The sequence below is a fragment of the Micropruina sp. genome (genome assembly GCF_047606665.1).
Taxonomy (GTDB): domain Bacteria; phylum Actinomycetota; class Actinomycetes; order Propionibacteriales; family Propionibacteriaceae; genus Micropruina.
Genome location: NZ_JASGEF010000025.1, coordinates 1 through 19,691, shown reverse-complemented (window position 1 = coordinate 19,691; position 19,691 = coordinate 1). Strand labels below are relative to the sequence as shown.

Genomic DNA, 19,691 nt, shown 5'->3' with positions numbered 1-19,691 from the left:
CAGATGTCCGCGACCACGCGGTAACGCAAAGTCACCGAAAAGGGCACCTACGTGCGCTTGGGCGGAAGTTTGGCGTTGTCGCTGGCAAAACCGCTCGATGCCTCTCCTCGTCCGACGTGCACTCGGTGCCCCACCCAACGGGCATAGCTGCCGTCGCGACGCCTAGCGAGCGCCGGCACAGCCCGCACGGTTACCCCCTCCCGCGGGATCTCCTCTGGCGGGAAGGTCAAGGGCGTGGGTCCTAACAGCAAGCTCTGGGCGAGGACCGGCTGGTCCTCCGCGAGCATCGCACCCTTGCGCAGCCCGATCGTTGCGGGTCCTGTGCGCACCGGCACCAACGGGATCCAGTGACGGGGTACTGGCACCTGAAACTCGTACACCACGTCGTCCGGCTCTCGGTCCTCTGGCGGTGTCGGCCGGGTGGGCTGGGGTTCGCTGCGTCGCTGCCGACCATCCCCGGACCTGCCAGGGACCACCTTCTCGATCGCCCAGGCGAGGTTGGCGTTCTCATCACGGACGAACGCAACCTCCTCAACGGGCTCGCCGACTAGGGCCGTCGGCCCCGTTGGCGCAAGCAGGACGCCGTCCAACTCGCGGCCATCGTCCGCAGTCACCTCGAACATCCGAAAGCCTCGCCCGCGGCGCTCTTCTGAGGCAGCCGGTATATCGATATCTTCGCCGAACGTCGTACGCACACGCACCGTCTGCACCTGGTTGACCGCACCGGCTACCCCGTCGACCGGGATAACAAGCCAATCGTCCCCGCTTACGAGAGCGAACTCTGCCAGGCACAGCCTGGCCAGGTCATGCGGTTGGGCTTCAATCGCCGCGATGTTGACAGAACCCTCTTCGAGCTGCCAATAGCGATCCGCTGGTTGGCCGGGGTAGCGCAGAGGCGTCGCCAGCATCACGTCAGTCCGGGCGGGTGGGGCGCTCAACGCGTCATCGCCGTCGAGTGTGACATTCGCACCCGGCACCCACTGCATATGGTGCCAGCGCGCTGAACCCCCAGCGAAAGCGGTTGCTTCAACGACCACTGCCTCCGGTCCGTGACCGAACCGTAGCCAGAAGCGGTGCTCGAGACGGGTTGTCGTCCAGGCACCACCCGAGTCTGGTGCACCATGGACCCAGGCCAACCACTCGGCGCATACTGCGTGCGCGCCGATCGGATCCGCCGCATCGCGCACCCACGACGGCTGTCCCGACTCGTGATCACCCGATTCGAGCTCGTTCCGGGCGCCAACGCCCGAAGGCACCGCACCGGCTAACCCTGAGAGCAGGCGGCCAGCAGCCGTATCCAACAGCCCCTCAGGGTCTAGCGGATCAGTCGGCGCTTGCAACGGATGTCGTACCAGCAGCGCTGCGGCCGCGTCTTCATGTCCGCCGTCCACGAGCATCTCGTGCAGCATCGCCCCGGTCTCTGCGCTCCAGCGCACTCCCTGCTCGTAGCCGATCCGCGGCACGTCTTCGACGAGTTCCTCAAGGATGGCCCCGGCCGGCCAAGGCCGCCACGCCGGTGCCGTGGCACTGTCGCCACCGTCAGTGCGCCCGGCCGGAGCCCAAGCCGTGATAGGCAGGGCACGCGACGACACAGTGACCGACACAGGGCTGCCGACATCTTCCCCCAGGAGTTCGCCGAGTTGCCATTGCCTACCGAGCATCCAGAGCGGGTCGGCTATCCGTGCCTCAACACCCGGCGACGGGTCGCCCGAGGTCGACTGGGGCTCTAGCCGAGTCAGCGCCGGCGGCTTGGTAACCACGGCCTTGAGTACATCGTTGATCGCATCGGAAGTGATCATCTGCACTGGATCCAACTTGATGATGGCCATCAGGGCACCTCTTTGACGTAAGGCAACGTAACATGAGCGAAGGAGGCGAGTTTGAGATCACTGAACTGCCATGCTGGCTCGCCCCGCAGGGACGACGAGCGCACATACAACGCGGGTAGCGCCAAGCCTTCGCCGAGCAACTGGTCGAGCCGGACAAGCCGGACCCGTGCGAGATCGAGGGTCTGATTGACCACTGCACGCAGCGAGTCGGTCGTCCATCGGGCCCCGTCAGGTGAGATCGCCGAGAGGATGGCTTGCGGCGCCCTCGCCGACGCTGCGTTGGCGCGGATGGCCAGCCCAGTCACAGAAGCGCCGGGTTGAGGATCGTCCGGGTCGGCGTTCGGCCCAACCTGAGTCGGTAGATCCTCGACCCAGGCATCGACAACGAGCCCGGCGATCGGGGCGCTGGGGTCAAGAAGGCCGACCGCGTCGACAAGCAAGTGCGCGACCGGTCCGACCGGCCAAGGACCGGACTCTGGGAGCGGCCCGGCCAGCCAGCGATCAGTGCCAGCCGCGGGACCGTCCTTGGTGCGTTCACCTATCTGCACGACCTCCAGATGCCTGCTGGCCCCGAGGGCACCGCCCACCAACAGCAACTCGCTAAATCGCCGCACCTGCTCTCGCACGGTCGCGAAGTCGCGCACCAGACGCCGGACGGCGACCTTGCCCGGTTGGGCGAACGCCGGCTGGGACATCGCGTCGGCGAAGGCGTCACCACCAAGGGCTGCCGTCAGGGCTGGCACCACGATGAAGCCATCGCCGAACACTGTGTCTGCAACGTTCTGGGCAGCGTCAAGCACCAGGTTCATTGGCGTTCCGGTGGGCAGGACTGCCAATCCACCAACCAGATCTGTAGCACTCAGCGACCGAGCTCGCGCAACTTCCCACGCCGACCGCACCCACCCCATGTCTAGCGGGCGGGTCTCGGTTGGAGTCAGCGGAACACCATAGCCCGACAGTACGTCGGCTGCCGCCGCGAGCGTCGCCGCAGTGGCATCGTCAGGCACCATCCCATCGGCCGGTATAGCGGCTACCTGGGCTTCGAGCGCCGCCACGGTTGCCGTCAATGACGCCGCCGCCTGGGTCATCCGAGCCTCGAGGTCGGCTCGCGACGGTTCGCCCGGCCGTTGTGAAGACTCCCCCGGTCTCGCCAGGTCCGGCGCCGTGAGCGGGGTTGCTCCGGCCATGATCGCCCGCAACGTGCTGGCGAGCCCCAGAACCCGGCCCAGCGCGCGCATCCCCACTGGCCAACCTGGCTGCTGGGTAGTGGACAACTCCACATCAGCCAACCCCTGAATGCGCAGACGAATGCTCCGCTCGAAAGCCACAAGATCGGTGGCGTAGATGACATCGAGAGCTGCAAACCCTGCGGCGTCGAGGGTGATAAGGCCACCGCCGGCGTTCGAGCGATCTGCCACAACTATCGAGGCCGGGCTGCCGAGGTGAGCGCTTGCCCATTTCTCCAGCGCCGGCTCCGCCACCGCCCGCGGCGCAGATGCATTCCAAGCGGATGGCTGACCAGTGCCGACCGCTACGACGACGCGATGGGTCAGTCGCTCTCCAGACTCGTGCGTTTCGAGGATGTCGAGAATGTCGGGCGGGCTGGCCCCAACGCCCATGACATCCATCGCGGCGGCAGCTCGAGCGTGGTTGCCGTTGGCGTACTGCAACACCGACTCGCTGAGCATGACGTCGGCAACGGCGTCAACAGCCTCCGCGGCAGCGGTCAACGCCTGGGTTACCGTCAGCCATTCCTTATCGGTCAGGGCGACCCAGTCCTCAGGGTCGAGGTATGCGTTGACTGGTCGCTGGTTGAGGAGCTTCCGCAGCTTGATATCACCGGGCGGGTGCCGACGCAGCAGCAGAAGACCGTCAACGACGTCCGTCGCGGCCACTGCCTCACGGGCACGGTCGTCATCGACACCGTCGTCGTCACCACCTTCGACGGCATGCAGGCGCCGAGCAATTAGCGGCGCGATCGCGCGCAGGCTCAATTGCAGCCGCGCTAGTCCCGCGACCGAAAGGTCACGCTCAATCTGGTAGCCGACCAATGCCGCCAACTGCTGACCTTGTCGAACTCCGTCGATCAGCGCGGTGGCCCTACGCATCCGTCGACTCGAAAGATCAATGGCGAACGCGCCACCGCCCGAGCCCTCAGGCAGGTGTGACAGGTGCGAACTGCGCAGCAGGCCCGCGGCTACCGCATGCTGTGTAGATGGAGCATGAATCCAGCCGTCAGAGTTTGGTGGAGTTGGTTGGACATCATGAACCACGCCGTACGCGCCGATAGTGAGTCCCCGGCGCGTGCCCTGGAGGGCTCGCCTTTCGCTAACAATCGCCGTCGCCCAAGCGTCGAGACGGTGCGACGAGCAGTCCAACGCCTCGGCCACCGCTAACACACGGACTGCCGTCGTCGTGTCAGAAAGCGATGCCAGCGCCCTTCTAACCTCTCCGCTGTAGCCCATCTGCAGCATCCAGCCTGCCAGTGCCGCGGAGGTCAATTCGACCCGGGCGTCGCCGGCCGGAGCAGCCAACGCAACCTCGGCGAGTGACGTCGAGATGTGGGCAACCGGCTGGAACTGGGCGAGTGCCGAGGGCCCGCCCGCAACTATGCCGGTGGCGGTGATTTCGGCGGCAACGGCATGGAACTCCTCGGCCGACGCGGAGTCAGCCCGTTCGAAGAGTGCCGTTGACTTGGCCCTGAGCTCCGGTGAGAGTGCGGCGGACTGAATCAGCTCCGGCACCACTGTGGCTGGCGCAGACTTGACGACATCTTCGTCGCTGATGTCGAGCGCGAGCACCGCCAGTGCTTGTAGGACACTATCGACCGCGAGGATCCGAGACGGTGTCCCCAACAGAGCCGCGAGAAACTCGGGGTCGCGATCAGAGGCCATAGGCAGAGGGAGAGGGCGATCCTGTCTATGCAGCGACGAAATCATCATCGCGTCCGAGTGGTCGGGAAGCAGGTAAGAGAAGACGGCTGCCGACAGTGCCTTCTCGCTGTCGTATGCATGGTGGTCCAGGCCCAAGGTGCCGATGAGGGTACTTGAGACGTCATCGGTCACAACTGGACGTACGCGTAGGCCCTGCGCGACCGGGCTTGCGCCCAGTACCTCGAGCAGGCTCTCATCGATACCGGACTGGCCCGGTCTGATACGACGGACCCGCTGGTTGGCGGCAGCCAACCAGCGGTCGAGCAGCATTCGGACGACGCGCACAATACCGCCTGTGGTCTCCCCGGCCGCAGGCTCCCATCGACGCAGGTCGCTGACCGGCAGCACGCCGTAAGGCTGGGCGCGAACACGCAGCGCGGGAGAAGGCCCGCGGCCACGCACATGGTCGCGAAACAGCTGACGCCCGGACTCGCGTTGGGCGTCATCGATTCCAGGAACACCATGCTCGTCGAGGGAAAGCAAATACGCGCCCCACCCTGGAGCCCAGAGCGCCGTATTGACTTGCTTGCTGACGAGTTGCTCCCCGGACCCATGCCCAAGCAAAGCGGTCATCGTTGTCGGATCGACTCCCAAAACGGCCGCCGCCGCCGCGGCGTCGGAAGCCGGATCGGCGGCCGGCGGCGTCAGCGCGGGAGCTGCCGGCGCTGGGCGCGATCGGTATGGAGAACGCTCCCCATCGGAGTTGTTCGTGGGAGTGTCCTGAGCAAGCAGAGCCAAGCCACCGCCGTACCTGTGGCCTTCGAAAAGTGCCTCAAGCTCCGCTGCGCCGTCGACTGGGGAGGCGGACGCGCGCGTCCCAAGGGCCATTACCTGGCTGATCGGCGCACGGCTAGGCAGCGGAACGACGACCCCCATGCCCACCTTGACCGCCTCATCGAAGTCCACTAGCCACTCGGCACCGACAGGTACCGCCAATTGCTCCGCAGTTCGCACCACATCATCGCCCTCCAGCGCGATCGGCGAGAGCATGAGGTCACGAGGGACAGGCGCTCCGACCCCGCGATACGTAGTACCGCCCTGCGTTACCGTGACGACAAACCGATCGGGCAACGACCGGGCAACGACGTTACGGGCGGCGATGAGCCCGACATCGCTGAAGACTGGCGCGACGGCCGGACGTTCGGCGAGGTTCGTGGGCGTACAAACATGCGCGACCCATTCGGCGCGACGAGATGACACCGCCTCCACGAGCTGCCCAAATGCAGCCTCATCGATCGGTTCGGCCCATACCGCTGACCAGTACGCGCGGCCAGCCGCGACCTCGGCTTCCGTCAGCCCGCGGACGAGGTCGTCGACGTGAATCTCATCTGGATAAATACGTACTTTCAGCACGATCCCGCGCTCTGTATCCGCCAGTCGTGTCTCGAGACGGACAGGCAGCAGCACAAGCGGCTCAGAGGGGCTGGCATCGCATGGGTCTACCAGATCGGTGATGAGATCCAGCTGGCGGGCAATCGTCTCATCGAGTTGATTCAACCGCTGAATATCGAGTATTCCGCTGCGGCCGGCAGCGACGAACAGCGAGTCGCGCTGGCGGGCCAAGTCGGACACGGTGCGCCGCGTTGCGAGAACCTGCGGGTGGAGTTCATCGGTCATTCGTGAACCTCTATCGTCCTTCGTGGCGTGGGTTTGAAATGGATCATTTAGGCAGGAATTCTCCGGCCTCGAAGGCAATCCGCGTCGGGTGTGTGAGACGAGCGACCGCCACCTCTCCACCATGACGAGCGCCCGGCTTAGCGAATCTCACCTGGTTGCCGCTGACGTCGCTTTCCGCGAAACGGAACCGGGGTGCCTGCGGGTGCTCGCCAAGGACGATCCACCAGCCATCTTCCCGTAGTTCATCGACCGTTATATCCAAGCCGATAAGCATCATATCCGGTGAAATGTATGCGGTGAACAGGCTCTTTGCGGCATCCTCCGGGCCTTTCGGATCCTCCGGCAGGAGTGGTCGATTGTCCGCGTCGCGCCCTTTTTCTTTGAGCGCCACAATGGTCATATCCGGATAACGCTGCACGACCTCGCCGCGAATTACGATGACTGCGCGGCCAGATCGTCCCGGAGTGCCGAGGCCCACATGAGTGCCAAGTGCGGTAGGGGTGAATCGATGGATCGCCGATCGCAGTTCGTCCTTGGTGCCGTCCCAAAAACGGTGGAAGTAGGTTCCTCGCATGTCGGTGGGATACTCGCGCCAGAGCAGTTCTCGCGCCATTTCATCTGAGAGTCCAACAAGGAAGGCCTCAACAAAGGTATCGTTCGCCTCGAGCACCGTAACCATGTCTGCTTCTTCAAACAACCCGAGCCCCGGCACGAGCCACTCGCGATCATAGTCTTCAAGCGCCTTGTACATCGGCCGGTCGAAGCGTGGAGCCGCCATAATTGGCCGGATCGTCTGCTCAGCGAGCCATGCGGAGGACCGCGCGAGCCCAACTGACAGACGCGCACGCGTAGCATCCACAATCGTCCGCGTCGGGTCGAGCCGCGCGAGCACTTGATCGGCCGATGCGGCCATAGCGTCGCGTGCCGGAGTTCCGGCCAGGTCGAGCACTCCGACCGACGCGACGACCGAATCAATATGATCACGAAGGTCCAACGCAGAGACGCGCGCCGCCGACGCTACCCACACTCCGAGCGCGTTACCCTGAGCGGTATCCATAGCGGTGAGCTTCTCGGCGCGTGTCACCACCCTGCCTGGCCGCTCCCGGACGGGTTCGAACTCGATGATGGGTCCCAACAGGTCCGGGTCGATCCGGGAGCGGAGGCCTCTACGTCTACCAGTCACCGGTCGGACGTTGTCCGAGGATCCATCGCCTCGACCACCTCGAACCCGTCCGAGGTCACCCACGGTCGGAGTGTCGGGTCTGACGACAACCCGACCGGGCCGGGTGGCCCGCTCGGGCATCGTGCGGGCGAGTCGGTCGTGCACCGTGACTGCGACTTCGGCCATCCGTGACGCCACCTGGGATCGCTTATCGACAGCTCCGCTGACGCCGGCAGCCAGTCCACCGAGCCAGCGGGTGCGGACAGGGTCCGCTCCGGCCGCTTGAACTCGTTCGGTGACCGACGTGACCACACGCTCCGCGATGGCGGCACCGGGCGAAAACCCAGAATCAGGCTGTTGCCACATCGCAGGGGTCGTCGTCGCCGTGGCGACGCTGAGGCTCGAAGCGACGACTCCGGCGTGCCGAGCCACCATCATCATCGCGTCGGCCGCCGGTACCCGCAGCGCGCGTCCGACAAGGTCCGGATTGAGCGATTCCCGTGCCGCCTGAGAGAGTCCACCGACCCCGTCGATACCTCCCAGAGGCCGGGTGAAGTCCCGTGCCGCACCGCCTGGCGCGACGAGTTGCGCAAGCCTCGCTTGATCCGCTGTCGAGAGTCGCCGGGCGATCGGGCCGGTGGCACGCACCGTCTTGCGGAAGCCGCCACCGAGGGCGGCGGGCGCCAGAGAGCTCCGCATCGTTTGACCCGACAACGTCAGGTCGGCGCCGTCGATGGTCATTCGTGTCGCCAAGGGCCGCGTGATCTGCAGGATTCGGGATGCCTCGAGCGCTTTGAGTCGGTCGTGGATTCGAATCGCGAGGTGCTCGGCGAACTGCGCGAGGATGAGCGCTCGATTGGCACTGTTGATCTCGCCTACCTGCGCCCATGCCGCCTGCATAAGCGGCTCCTGATCCTTGACTACGACCCGAGTACCAAGTCCGGCAACGACCCGGTGGACCGGGGTGCTGTTGATCTCGGTGAACCAGTCCCCAGTGCCGAGAGTCCCACGCCCACGTTGCCCACGGGCATAGACGCGGGGGCCGATGATCGGCAGGTCGCTCGGCACGCCGGGATCAACGTCCGCGGCTCCCTCGATGAGGGCGCCGCGTTGCACAGCGGCGGTCAGCGCCGCAACCCGCTCTGGGGACCAGGTCGCGGCATCGCTCGGACTCCCAGGCGGCGGCTCGCTAGGGGAAAAGAGCGCGCAGCGGATCACCTGTCGGCGCCCCATCTCATCGGCTGCTAGGTCGCCCAGCGGCGCGCCTGGGCGCATCGTGTCCATGAACCGCCGCCCAATGCTCCAGGGTGCCGGCACCCCGACCAATCGACGCGCGAGGCGGGCGAAGTCGCCATCCGGCGCGGTGCGGAACTCCCACCGGTCGTAGACAGGCAGTCGCACCTGACCTGAGCCACCAGTCCAAGCGGGAGCCAGTGTGCCCGGACCTAAGCCGAGGCCTGCCTTGACGCCGGCATCGGTAGTGGGCACGAGACACGCCACATACGATGTCTCCTGTGTCAGCTGACGCGCGGCAATGAGCCGCGAGACATTGACCTGCGAATAGGCCGTTGACAGCCGGGCCGACAGCGCGGCCGTGCCAGCAACAGTCTGGGCATGCGCCCAACCCCACTGCTCGTTGAGATCGGGCAGGCGATCGGCATCAACACGCAGAACCGGCGGAAGGCCGGCAGTCATGGGCTCCCATTCACACTCGGCACGTTCCAGCACAACGAGCGCAAGCCACTGCGACATCCTGTCATTGGGCGTTTCTGCCGAGAACGCCCAAGGGAGCTCCGGGCGGTCGAACTCGATGTGCGCGTGAAAAGTCTCCTCTGCCGTGACGCTGCCCGGGGTGGGGTAACGCCGGACGATCTGGCCAGGGTCTACCCCGAGGACGTCCCCTGGGCCGTAGAGAATTACCCGCCTTTCAGCCCTGCCGCTGCCCCCGACATCGTCGGTGATTGGGACCGTCACGGTCGTCGTAGCGCGGATTCCCTCGTCGGGCGTCTGCATGGCTGACGAGAGGCCCGACAAGGCGAAGGGCACGAACTGGTAAGCGGCCAAGTCGAGTCGGCCGACCTGAAACTCGTCTTCCGGCGCCAACGCTGGGGTCAGGACGTCGAAAACATGTTGTGGCAGAGCTGCGAGGCTCTCGCCGCGCAGCTGAGTTAGGGAGTCGAAATCGACCATCACATTACTCCGATCGCAACATTGGTGACACTCGCCATGCTCGAGGCGTTGACTGTGTCAGCTACCCACGCCGCCTGGCTGGCCGTCATCACACCCAGATCGGTGACAACTTGAGTACCTTCGGCGGCGAGGCGGACGGTCGCCATACCGGCGGGCATCATTTCGACACGGGCATCGGGACGGTGTGCCACTCTGTCCACGCGAGCGAGATACGGATTTTCGCGCTCGGCGACATGCCGGGATGCCAACCCATGCTCGACCCATACGCCAGCAAAAATCCCAGGATTGAACGCGTCACCTTTGCCGGCGGGCTCTGAATCCTTGTCCCCGAAGTAGGTGTGCCATCGGACTTTGACATCATCGGTGGGCGTGCCTGACGTCGGTACGGTTGCCGCAGAGACCCGGCAGCCGCTCGGCCACTGGTCGAAACCAGATCGGGCCAGCAGAGCGTCATCTTCCAGGTTGAGGAACTGCCCGGGAGCGAAAGGGGCTTTGACGGTGGACACCGCGCTGGCGGGCCCGGCACTAGTCGTGGCCAGACCGAGCGCCACCCGGTGTGCCGTCACTCCAGCGCTACCCACCCGGTCGATGTGGGTCTCGAGCGGCAGCCGGGACTGGGTCACTTCTAAGGCAGCGAGCGGGTGAGCCACGAGGCCCGGCGCGTCGATCCGACCAAGAACGGCGAGTTGATCACCGTCGGCGGGGAGGATCGCTTTCCAGGCCTCGTCCGAATTCAGGGCCTCTTCGACAAGCGCCAGTGGGTTGACCTTTGGCGTCTCTATTGCGGCCGACTCGGGCCAGGTGATCGGACCGAGATTGAAATGGAAGGTCGGCAAGAACCAGACATCGACTGTTGCCGTACCGACGATCTTCCAGGGGCTGGTACCTTCGAGCGATCCCTTGAACGAGATCGAAGCGAAGCTGTGACCAAAAACCTTAATCTCGATACCGAGGTCGAGATCGACCGCGAACCCGAACACCGGCACCCAACGGAATATCATATCCAATTGGAGCCAGGCCCGCGCGCTGGCGATCCCCAGTTCGGCATTCAGTTCACCGCGAATACCTGCCATCACGCAGCCGGCAGTCACCGCAAAGTAGGCCTTGACAATAATCTTGACGACGGCCGGCGGCGACAAGTCGATGGTCAGCGGAGCCAGACCCTTGAGGTCGCTGGGGATCTCAGTGTATCTCGGATGGAACCCTCCGACCGACAGTGCAAAGTCGCCACCGCCGCCCCACTGGATCAGCAGCCCGAGGTCACCTGAGATATTTATCCCAGCGATCTTTGAATCACGCAGAGTAGCGACGATCAGCAGACGATCGGCACTGATCTCGCCATAGACTTCGCACCGGAAGTCAGTGAGGGGCGTCTCTTTGGATGGCGCCCGTACTCGCACGCTACCCAAGATGATGATCTTGGGATCAGGCAGGGCCAAGACGATCCCGATCTTGGCCTCAATGATCTTCGCTTGGGACCCCCATCCAAGTTCGACGATTGGGCCAACGACGAAGCCACCGTCCGAGTGAGGGAAAACCTTGGCCACCTGATCGAGGATCTTGGGCGCCTCGGCAACCGGGTCATCAGGAAAGAGCACTCGATCGATGAAGTGGGTCCTCATCCCCGCAATAAGCTCGGTCGTATTGACGGTGCGGTTGACGGCGAGCAGACCACCGACCGCATTGAATGTGAATCCGAACGATAGCTCGATAGCAGTCGGGAAGCGTATCCCCATCACCAAGACAAGTGAGAACGGATCCGGAGAGAGGATACCGATCGCGAAGACCCCGACCTCGAGGATCTCCAGCTGGATGACGCCCCCGAACTCCGCAATCTCCTTGGTATTGGGCGGAATACCGTAAGTCCGAACCTTACGCTCGAGATAGCCACCGCCCTTGACCGGCCCGGCCTTGACGCGTACGCCGATAGCCTCTGGCCAACGCGGCGATACATCTATTGGGAATACCGCCGCACTGGCGGGCTGTCCATCGAGAGCGATAATGACGCCTGCGCCACCGACCTGCAGGCCGACAGCATCACCGAGTTTGGCGGCAACGACTGTCGTCAGTTCGAGACCCGTAACCTCATTGGCAGGATTTCGCAGCAGCCCAAGGGCAATCTCTCGGACCTCGACCGCCGGGGAAGAGAATGTGAAGGGCAACGTGGCACGTTCATTTCCCGCACTTCGACCATCGCCTAGGTAGAGGCCGTCGACCGAGTCGAGGCTGATCACGGAAGGCTTGATCTGCTTCGGCTTGGACGACCCGGGCATAATCTGAGACAAAAGCGGGTTCTTCTGCAGACCCGGATCAATGGTCACATAGAGCCGAAGACCGAAGACGGGTTCATCGGCGCGCCACCATTTGCCGTCGCGCTCAACCAGCGACTTCTTATCTTCTTCTGAGGGATTCTTGAACTCGCGGCGTCCAAATCCGAGGAATGCCTCCAAAGTCATCTCATTGAGGACCATCAGTTCGAAGTCGACCTTCTTGGTGCTCTTGACAGCAAGGGCCACTCGGAACTTGTCTTGATCGAATGTCAGACGCTTCTTCTTCGCGAGATCAGCAAGCTCCTTGGTTACCGAATCAATACCCATAAGTTGCTTGCCCAGCCCATCAAGGAGCTTTCCAGCGCCATCGGCAAGGTCTTTGAAGGGCTGAACCCACGGGTTCCAAATACCCATCAACTTCCGTCGCAGATCCTCGTCGACGTCGCCGTTTGCATCCTTGGCCAACTCCTTGGCGACGATGTTGACAGCTTCGTCTATCGCCATAAGGGCCACCCCCACCCGCTCCCCGATGCGGCCCGCCAACGCAACGGTGAAGGGATCGATCTTGGCGTCAGCGACCGCCTCACTGGCCATCTTGCCGATGAGAGCGGTCTGCTTTTCGATCGCCTTGATGACCGGCTTGACCAGGTCGACATCAGCCTCGATGTCTGCCTTGAGCTTGTCGTATGCCGCCTTGGTGTTGTCCTCTATACCGTCACCGAGGCTGACGATAAGCGATCTGGCGTCTTTGAAGGTCGTGCTCGACGCCTTCCCCAGCCGGGTCGCGCAGAATGCCGAGACGGCCTGGAGGAACCCGGTACCAACATCGGTCATCGTCGACCTCATTTCGTGCATACGGCCCAACAGCTTGGGCTAGCATAGCAGGACTGCAACGATGTGCGCGAGGTAGATGTACCTATTGCTCGGCCGGGTGGAGGTGGGTTACAGTCTATGCCGCCCAATTCACGTTGACTGAACGCAGGATCTGGGATCCAGCCTCTGCTTGAAGGAACGAACTGGATCGGTCGCGGGCCCGGCATACGTGGAGCATGTGACGGGCCGCTACGCGGCCCAAGCTCCACAGGCTCGACCGCCGGACACCGCCCGAGAGTGCAGCCCACCGGCACTCATGAACGTCTCCGACGAGAATCGGACCTGTCGATTGACAGTCTCCGTCACCCTGGCCAAACACACCGTGCTGCCCTCTCGAACCCCGCGTTAGCGCGCCCTTCAGAGGTGCTGCGCGGAACTCATGCGCTGGCGCAAACAGGGAACCGATGCGGGCTCGCGGCCGCTTGGAGGCGATCAAAGCGGCGAGGTCGAAAGGCTCGGGCTTGCCGCTTTCCTCGCCTTCGATGAGCGCCGCGCGAAGCGCGGCCAACTGCGTCGCGTGGTCTTCCGAACTGATCGGGATGGCGCGCTCCATGTCGCGACGATAGCGGGGATTGGCAGGCGTCAGAATCCCTTGAACCGCAGCCGCCCGCGCGCCCCCACTCCCAGTCGTCGTCGGTGGCCCAGCCTTCAGGGTCGAGTTCTTCCAGCGGGATCTCGGTGAGTGCGTGCAGCTGTTCCACCAGGGTGCGGAAGACCGGGATCCGGAGGCCTTTTGCGGGTCCGGGCCCGATGTTCCAGCGGACGCCGGTAGAGCACCACCTGGCCATGGTGCGGCGGCTCCGGTCCGATCGCCGCCGCCAGCGGCACCCGGTCCCCGCCCCAGCCACCGGCAGCCCCGCGAGATCCTCGTGCCGACCAACGCCTTGGCAGCCGGTCGGCCAGCGCGACCCCTCCATGGTTACCCAACCTCCGCCGAGAGGCTACACTTACAACAGTTGCATTGGATTACTGCACTTGGAGAGCAGATGTCTGAGGTCCGCATAGAAGACGTAGAGACGCTTCGCACGGCGCTCGCCAGGCCTGGTGACAGCGTCAGCGTCGCCCTTGACCTCCCCCGCCAGAGCGCGGAGAAGGTGCTCGCCCTGCTCGACGCCGAACGGACCACCGGTGCTGTGGTGGTCCCGATCAAGGAACTGTTCACCACCACCGAAGCGGCCGCGATGCTCGGCTTGTCACGACCAACGCTGATGAAGCTGGTTACATCCGGAGCGATCGATCACGTCATGGTGGGAACCCACCACCGCATTCCCGCACAAGCGATCCTGGCCTTCCAACGCGACCGCCGGTCTCGACGCGACAAGGCAGCCCAGGCGCTGGCAGCGTTCTCCAACGAGATCGGATTCATCGATTGACGGTCTCCGTCGTCCTCGCCGACGCCAACATCCTGTTCTCTCGAACCCTGCGTGACTATTTCCTCTACGCTGCTGATGCCGGGGCCATCGAGGTCCACTGGAGCCAGCAGATCCTGGACGAAATGTCACGAAACCTTCGCGGACGACTCCGCCTCGACCAGGCCGCCACGGATCACCTTGAGGCACTCATGAACGACTACCTCGAGGATGCGCTTGTCGAGGTCGGTGTCGACGCCCTAGCCACCGCCGCTGGAGTGACGATGGACGCCAAGGACCGGCATGTTCTAGCAGCCGCACTGTCCGCCGATGCCGACGTATTGGTGACTGAGAATACCCGTCATTTTCCCCAGGCGTGGATGATGGAAAATGGCATTGAGTTGATGAATGCCGGGCAACTTCTCACTCGCCTCTCCGAGACGCATCCGGACAAGATCCTCCAAGCCCACCAAAAGACCATCCGGAATTCGTCCAGGTCCGAAGCCGAAATTCTGACCACGCTGGAGAAGATCGTCGGCAACGCGGTTGCGAATCGGATCCGGTCGCTGTCCCAAGCCGCCGTCGACGGCGGGATGCCGACCAAGTCCGGCGCGGTTTCACCAGCGGGCGACGAACGACTTTAGCCGACGCGCCTCACTCCCAGTCGTCGTCGGTGGCCCAGCCTTCGGGGTCGAGTTCTTCCAGCGGGATCTCGGTGAGCGCGTGCAGCTGTTCCACCAGGGTGCGGAAGACCAGGATCCGGAGGCCTTTGCGGGTGCGGGCCCGGTGTTCCAACGGACGCCGGTAGAGCACCACCTGGCCGTGGTGGGGCGGCTCCGGTCCGATCGCCGCCGCCAGTGGCACCCGGTCGCGGCTCCAGCCGCTGACCACGCTCGGGACGTCCTCCACACCTACGTCGATGCCGACCAGGGCCCGCGGGCAGGCCGCGGACACCCGCGCCACACCCTGCTGGACGCAGGCGGTGAAATACTCGGCACCGGCCGCGCGGGCGCGCAGCGGAACCGGATTGCCGGTCAGCGGGTTGGGCAGCGCCAGCGGTCCCCGCAGGCCGCGGCCGTGACGTTCCCTGCGGTGTGCCATGTGCCCAAGGCTATCGGCGATCCCGATGCGGCTGGGATCTCGACAAGCTCGATCAACCGGGGGGATCTCGACAAGCTCGATCAACGGGGTGGCTCAGATCTCGCCAGGCTCGATCAACGAGGCGGCTCGGATCTCGATCAGCGAAGCGGCATGGTCGGGAACCAGGGTCGGGAGCGGAGCACGAACAGCGTCCAGAATCCTGCCACCAGCGCCAGCAGGGCGACCTCGGCGAGCACGGACGCTCCGGGCAGTCCGGACGTCGCCAGCAGCACCACGACCAGATTGGATACCCCGTGGATCAGCACTGCCGACACCCAGGCGAGCGCACGGCGTCCGGCGACGATGCCCCACAGGATCAGCACGCTGAGCCCGATGTGCAGACCGATCGCGCCGATCCGCTCCACGCCGGCCAGGTAGTAGTCCAGTGGGGGCCGCATGGTGAGCGCGGTCACCAGCGGCTCTCGCACCCCGGCCGGCATCTGGTCCAATTTCCCGGGATCGATGTTGACCAATATCGCCAACCCCAGGGTGACCAGCTGGTTCAGGCCGACCAGCAGGACCGCCTCGATGCCGCCGTGACCCAGGCCGAACGACACCCCGTCGATCCACCGGTGGAAGCGCCGCAGCAGCCACAGCATCACCAGCAGCCGGCCGGTCTCTTCGAACAGCCCGGCGGTGAAGCTGGCCACCGGCGCCGACACCAGCCACTGCGCCCAGGACAGGTCCTGCGACCCCAGCCAGGCCATCAGCGGAATCCGGGTGAGCAGCTGGGAGGCGACGAAGGCCAGCATGCCGGCAGCGAACGCGCGTCCCACCTTCGGATACCGGCGCACTCCGGCGTCCCGGCGGGTGGCGATCCAGACGAATCCGCCCACCGGCACCAGCATGCAGATCACCGAGGTCAGCGCCATGCCGACGATCGAGGACACGGGAACCATGGCTCACCTCAACCGGACCCTAGCCTGCCGTCCTGACGAATCGGCGGCAGGCTGCTGGCCACCGCGACCGGCAGGACGGCCGCGGACGCGACCCCGGTGACCTTGCCGATCGTGGTCTGCACCGCCACCGAGGCATGCACGGCACCGGATTGCGGCTCGATGGTGATCAGGACATCGGTGGCGCGCGGCAGCCGCAGAGTGACGTCGGCGAAGCCGGGGACGTCCACCACCCGGTCGAGCAGTGGCGCGCCGGACGCCGGGGCGACCTGCACCCGCACCGTGCTCACGGCGGCGGAGTCGCCGGTCAAGTGCAGGACGGGCGCGACCCGTTGCCCCGGCGAGAGGGCGAGGGCGGCCGGGCCGGCCAGCGCCGGTGTGGCGACCTGGGTGGAGATGTCGGACGCGTCGGCGTCCGCACCGTTGCCGCTGATCACGCCGGCGGTGATCTTCTGGTCCGAGCTCAGCCGCAGACCGACCGGGGCGGCGGCGAGCGCGGCGCCCAGCGCCACGGTACGGCTCGTCTGCGGCGGCAGCTCGATGGTCTCGAAGCCGGGCACGGCGATCGGTCCGGCCGCGCCCAGCACCTGAAGGGCGACGGTGGCCGTCCGCTCGCCGGGGTTCACCACGAGCAGCTCGCGAGCGCCCTTGCCGCTCGGGAGACCGGGAATGAGGACCGTCGTAGCGGGTGCGGCGGTCGGGGGCAGCCAGTCGCTGCCGGCCGGCTTGTCGTTGGCACGGGCGCGCTGCCGGATCATCGATGCCACCCGGCCGGCCGAGGTGGACAGCTCCACCGACACGGCCTGATCGAGGGTGAACAGCGGTCCGAGCGGCACGATCCGGCGGCTCCGTGCCGGCACCACGATGCCGCGCGAGCCGGGCGCGTTGACCCGGCCCAGCGGCCCGTACACGGTCAGGTCGACGGTGGCGTCCGCGGCGTCGGCGTTGAGCAGCACCAGGTCGGCGGTCGCGCTGGTCGACGAGGTCACCCCGGCGAACCAGGCCGAGGTGCCCGGTCGGTCACAGGACGCCAGCGACAGTCCACGGTCGGAGCCGGCGACCACCGCGGCGCGGGTGCTGGCCGAGAACACGTCGAGCCGGGGCGCGCTCACCACCAGCGGGGACGCCGTGGCCGGGCTGACCGCCAAGACGCCGGCGACGCCGCTGTCCTGGTCGGGATCGGCCAGCGGCGCGGTCGCCAGCCGGGCCTGCGGCGAACCGGCCGCGATCACGTCCGGCTGGCCGTCGCCGGGCAGGGTGGGGCAGACGACGGCGACCCGGGCGCGGTCGTCCTGGACCGGGGCGGACGCCGCGAGCTGCTGCACCGGCAGCGACGCCCCGCCGCACACCATCGATGCCACGATCGCCGCGGCAACCACCGGTGCCCACAGCCGTTTCATCGCCGCCTCCCCACGCGCGGGCCGGCCAGCACGATCAGCAGCACCAGCCCGGTCAGCTGCAACCACGGCCACAGCTCGGACTCGCCCTGCAGCCCGAATCGCAGCACGCCGCCGCCCGCGCCCAGCTCGAATGCCTGGCGTCCGTCGGGCAGCGTGCGGGCGACCAGCGGACGGCCGTCCACGCTGGCCCGCCAGCGGGCATCCGCCGGCTCGGCCAGCACCAGCAGCCGCGATTCGGCCCCGGCGGCGACGGCCTGGCCGTCCCCGGTCGGCTGCCGGACGCCGCCGGCCTCGACGGTGGCGCGCGCGGCGTCCGGCACCGGCCAGGTCGCGCCCCGATCGTCGCCGGTCCCGACACCGAGACCGGGCACGTTGCCCAGCGACGTCCGGACCTCCGGATCGCTGCCCTGCACCCAGACGTAGCCGACACCCAGCCGGGCCAGGTCGGCGCTCAGCTGGTCGTCGGCGCTGCCGGACAGCAGCCGGTTCACCACGGACGCCGCCAGGCCGCGTTCCGGCTCCACCGAACCGGGCAGGCCCCGTTCGTCGTCGCCCAGCCGAGGCAGGTCGTCCTGCAGCAGCGACCAGCGGATCTCGCCGTGACTACGTGCGATGGCCAACGTCCGGACCGGGGTCGACGAGGTCATCGCCACCCGGACGAACGACGGCAGGGTGTCGGACGCCGTCCGGTGCAACGTCGCGGTGCCCGCCCACGCCCACCAGCCGGCACCCACGCCGACCGCGGCGATCGCCACCACCGCCAAGCCCAGCACGGCGGCATGCCAGCCGCCCAGCGTCCGGTTGCGCAGTCCGGCGGACACTCCGGCCAGGCCGCGGGCGGCGGCCAGCACCAGGCCGCCGAGCATCAAGATCAGCCAGGGCAGCGGCTGCGGCCGCACCTCGACACCGGGCGGGACCAGCACCACAAGCCGGGTCAACCCGAGCGCCAGCGCCAGGCCGATCACCGCCGCGATGAACCCCGGCGCCGCGGCCCGCGGACGCCGGAACAAGCCCAGCAGCGCCACCAGCCAGGCGACGCCAGCGACCGCCGCGCACACCCACAGCGGCGCCACCCCGGTGCCGGACGGATGCGCCAGCAGCAACTGCCACTCCGGTGAGACGGCGGTCGAGGCCAGCGTCGGGGACGCCCCGGTCAGGAACCGGCCCGGAACCGGCCACCAGCCGGCCACCGAGGTACCCAGTCCGACCAGGGCGGACGCCGCGACCAGCAGCAGCTGACCCGCGTCCCGCCAACTCCGGGCCGCGACAGCCATCGCGAGCAGCACCAGCGGCCAGGTCAGCGGCACCTCGACGACCGCGAAGGCCAGCCAGAGCCCGATCGCGCCGGCGGCCCGCCAGCTCCGCTCGGTGGTCCAGGCGGCGAACGCGTGTGCCAGCAGCGGCAGCAGCACCGACCAGGTCAGGACGCCGAGCCAGCCGCCGCCGAGCGCGCCGACCAGCACCGGCGCGATGGCGTAGCCGAGAGCGCCGATCACCGCGACCGGGCCTTCGACGCCCTGGTGCCGCAGCACCCGCAGGGCCAGGATCCAGGCCAGCGGGACGGCGATCAGGAACGCCGCGGTGACCAGCCATTCCACCTGTCCGAAGGTCACCAGCGCGGCCAGCGCGGTGCTGCCCAGCCAGGGCGGACCGGCCAGGCCGGGCTGGCCGGCGACCGGGGCGAGCCAGGCCTGCAGCAGATCGGTCCAGTGTTCGGGCGAGGGCAGCAGACCGGCGCCGGTCAGGCGTCCCTCGCCGACCAGTCGCCAGCCGGCGATCACGGCCAGGACCGACAGCAGATACGCGCCGATGTCGAGCGGAGAGACCCGGCGCAGCCGGCCCCGTGCGGCGAAGTCGTCGCCGGTGAGTTCGTCCAGCGAGGTCTGGCTGCGGGTGTCGGCCAGGTCGGCCCAGGCTTCGGCGACGCGCCCGGCGGCCCGGTCGATGGCCTGGCCGGTCAGCTGGCGCCGGGTCGGGGTCAGCCCGGCCAGCGCGGCGGGCTTCACCCCGCGATCGCGCAGCACGGCCGCGG

Annotated in this window: 11 protein-coding genes; 2 read left to right on the top strand and 9 right to left on the bottom strand. The window is 66.5% G+C overall.

From position 1 onward, the window contains the following. Positions 1-47 precede the first annotated feature (47 nt). From QM619_RS05785 to QM619_RS05765, 5 genes are all read right to left on the bottom strand, one after another. Positions 48-1,829, bottom strand: a complete 1,782-nt coding sequence (locus tag QM619_RS05785) for a hypothetical protein (RefSeq protein ID WP_415105270.1) — start codon at positions 1,827-1,829, stop codon at positions 48-50. After that, positions 1,829-6,379: a hypothetical protein gene (locus tag QM619_RS05780; RefSeq protein WP_415105268.1), complete on the bottom strand. Its 4,551-nt coding sequence runs from the start codon at positions 6,377-6,379 to the stop codon at positions 1,829-1,831. Before QM619_RS05780 ends, QM619_RS05785 begins: the two co-directional genes overlap by 1 nt. 43 nt (positions 6,380-6,422) lie before the next feature. Further along, positions 6,423-9,731: a hypothetical protein gene (locus QM619_RS05775; protein WP_415105265.1), complete on the bottom strand. Its 3,309-nt coding sequence runs from the start codon at positions 9,729-9,731 to the stop codon at positions 6,423-6,425. Next, positions 9,731-12,835 carry a DUF6603 domain-containing protein gene (locus QM619_RS05770; protein ID WP_415105262.1) on the bottom strand — a complete coding sequence of 1,035 codons (3,105 nt, stop codon included), beginning with the start codon at positions 12,833-12,835 and terminating at the stop codon, positions 9,731-9,733. Before QM619_RS05770 ends, QM619_RS05775 begins: the two co-directional genes overlap by 1 nt. A 115-nt stretch (positions 12,836-12,950) precedes the next feature. Then, positions 12,951-13,427: a type II toxin-antitoxin system ParD family antitoxin gene (locus QM619_RS05765; RefSeq protein WP_415105259.1), complete on the bottom strand. Its 477-nt coding sequence runs from the start codon at positions 13,425-13,427 to the stop codon at positions 12,951-12,953. Positions 13,428-13,860: 433 nt separating this feature from the next. On the opposite strand from QM619_RS05765, the gene QM619_RS05760 reads away from it, so the two are divergent. Together QM619_RS05760 and QM619_RS05755 are read left to right on the top strand one after the other, a co-directional pair. Next, positions 13,861-14,247 carry a helix-turn-helix domain-containing protein gene (locus QM619_RS05760; RefSeq protein WP_415105257.1) on the top strand — a complete coding sequence of 129 codons (387 nt, stop codon included), beginning with the start codon at positions 13,861-13,863 and terminating at the stop codon, positions 14,245-14,247. After that, complete coding sequence (locus tag QM619_RS05755; protein WP_415105254.1) at positions 14,244-14,867, top strand: PIN domain-containing protein; 624 nt, start codon at positions 14,244-14,246, stop codon at positions 14,865-14,867. The genes QM619_RS05760 and QM619_RS05755 overlap by 4 nt, the downstream gene beginning before the upstream one ends. Positions 14,868-14,877: 10 nt before the next feature. On the opposite strand, the gene QM619_RS05750 is transcribed toward QM619_RS05755, so the two are convergent. From QM619_RS05750 to QM619_RS05735, 4 genes are all read right to left on the bottom strand, one after another. Further along, on the bottom strand, positions 14,878-15,324 hold the full coding sequence (locus QM619_RS05750) for a metallopeptidase family protein (protein ID WP_415105251.1): 447 nt from the start codon (positions 15,322-15,324) through the stop codon (positions 14,878-14,880). 137 nt (positions 15,325-15,461) lie between these two features. After that, positions 15,462-16,262, bottom strand: coding sequence for a YhfC family intramembrane metalloprotease (locus tag QM619_RS05745; RefSeq protein ID WP_415105248.1), 801 nt, complete (start codon positions 16,260-16,262; stop codon positions 15,462-15,464). Positions 16,263-16,270: 8 nt separating this feature from the next. After that, positions 16,271-17,659: a DUF5719 family protein gene (locus QM619_RS05740; RefSeq protein WP_415105245.1), complete on the bottom strand. Its 1,389-nt coding sequence runs from the start codon at positions 17,657-17,659 to the stop codon at positions 16,271-16,273. Continuing rightward, on the bottom strand, positions 17,656-19,691 hold a 2,036-nt coding region (locus QM619_RS05735), incomplete at its 5' end, for a hypothetical protein (RefSeq protein WP_415105242.1). The genes QM619_RS05735 and QM619_RS05740, both read right to left, overlap by 4 nt.

Coding starts and splice junctions, on each gene's coding strand:
- QM619_RS05765 (WP_415105259.1), bottom strand. CDS start 13,427: ATGGAGCGCGCCATCCCGATCAGTTCGGAAGACCACGCGACGCAGTTG.
- QM619_RS05770 (WP_415105262.1), bottom strand. CDS start 12,835: ATGACCGATGTTGGTACCGGGTTCCTCCAGGCCGTCTCGGCATTCTGC.
- QM619_RS05760 (WP_415105257.1), top strand. CDS start 13,861: ATGTCTGAGGTCCGCATAGAAGACGTAGAGACGCTTCGCACGGCGCTC.
- QM619_RS05785 (WP_415105270.1), bottom strand. CDS start 1,829: ATGGCCATCATCAAGTTGGATCCAGTGCAGATGATCACTTCCGATGCG.
- QM619_RS05750 (WP_415105251.1), bottom strand. CDS start 15,324: ATGGCACACCGCAGGGAACGTCACGGCCGCGGCCTGCGGGGACCGCTG.
- QM619_RS05745 (WP_415105248.1), bottom strand. CDS start 16,262: ATGGTTCCCGTGTCCTCGATCGTCGGCATGGCGCTGACCTCGGTGATC.
- QM619_RS05740 (WP_415105245.1), bottom strand. CDS start 17,659: ATGAAACGGCTGTGGGCACCGGTGGTTGCCGCGGCGATCGTGGCATCG.
- QM619_RS05775 (WP_415105265.1), bottom strand. CDS start 9,731: ATGGTCGATTTCGACTCCCTAACTCAGCTGCGCGGCGAGAGCCTCGCA.
- QM619_RS05780 (WP_415105268.1), bottom strand. CDS start 6,379: ATGACCGATGAACTCCACCCGCAGGTTCTCGCAACGCGGCGCACCGTG.